Below are 1,130 nucleotides of genomic sequence, written 5' to 3'. Positions count from 1 at the left end.
AACCATGCCTTCTCTTTCTCTTCATAAGAGGAAATAAAGGCCGCCTGGCGTCCCGAAAACATCCAGTCGCTCACGCCGAGCACGGCATCTGTCAGCCGGCTGTAGAGCATATTCCGGCCGCTTTTCAGCCTCATGTTTTTCGCTCTCGTCACAAGAAGCGACACAACCGGAAACAATACAACCAATATAAACAGGTAAATCGCCGCAAAAGCGGCAAACGGCCAGGAAAAAAAGCCGAGTCCGATAACGGAGGCCGCATACAGCAGCAAAGCGGAAACCGCCGGGAAAATCGTTTTTAAAAACGCATCCTGCAAATGCTCAATATCCTCAGCCAAAATGCCGAGCATTTCGCCCGTCCGAAAACGGGATGAAAGCATGAGCGAGGCCGGCTCCAGCATATTGTAAAGCCGCACCCTCATGTCGGACACGATTTTCAAAATGATATGGTGCCCCGTCAGACGCTCGGCGTACCGTGAGACTGAACGGGCAATCCCGAAGGTGCGCACGGCCACAATCGGAACGTACACCAGCAGGATATTCTCAGGCCTTGTCGCCGACTTAGAGATCAAAAAACCGGAAGTGAACATGAGAAAGGCCGCCGAAAAAATCGTCACCGCGCCTAAAAAAATCACAAGAACAAACAAACGGGCATTTTGCTTCATATACGGCAGAATCCATTCTTCTTTTCTCATGTTCTTTCCCCCAGTTGCACCTTTACAAGTTTGGCGTATACGCCTTGTTTCGCCATCAATTCGTCGTGGGTGCCGATTTCCGCCACCGCGCCGTCATCAAGCACGATAATTTCGTCCATCTCAAGCATCCAGTGAAGACGGTGAGTGGCCAGAAAAACAAGTTTGTTTTCAAACAGGTCTTTCATCGTTTCTTTTATTTCATATTCTGTTTCAATATCAAGGTGAGCGGTCGGCTCATCCAAAAGGAGAATCGGCCGGTTTCCTAAAAAGGCTCTGGCCAGCGCGACACGCTGAGCCTGCCCTCCGCTAAGCGCCCGTCCGCCCTCGCCGATCCGGCCGTCAAGGCCGCCGGGCAGATCACGGATCAGTCCGGAAAGACCCGCTGAATCAGCGGCGCGCGCCGTTTCCTCTCGGGAAGCATCAGGATGATAAAACCGG

2 protein-coding genes are annotated in these 1,130 nt (G+C 52.1%); both read right to left on the bottom strand.

Features of this window, described 5'->3' with window-relative positions:
• Positions 1-692 (bottom strand): ABC transporter transmembrane domain-containing protein (locus tag ACFVQB_RS34420; RefSeq protein ID WP_379449888.1); only part of this gene is annotated, 692 nt, incomplete at its 3' end.
• On the bottom strand, positions 689-1,130 hold a 442-nt coding region (locus ACFVQB_RS34415; protein ID WP_379449885.1), incomplete at its 5' end, for an ATP-binding cassette domain-containing protein. The genes ACFVQB_RS34415 and ACFVQB_RS34420, both read right to left, overlap by 4 nt.

It is taken from the genome of Paenibacillus sp. NPDC057886, assembly GCF_042796655.1.
Taxonomy (GTDB): domain Bacteria; phylum Bacillota; class Bacilli; order Paenibacillales; family Paenibacillaceae; genus Paenibacillus.
Note: the sequence above shows the minus strand (reverse complement) of the source record. Positions and strands in the feature narration are given on the sequence as shown.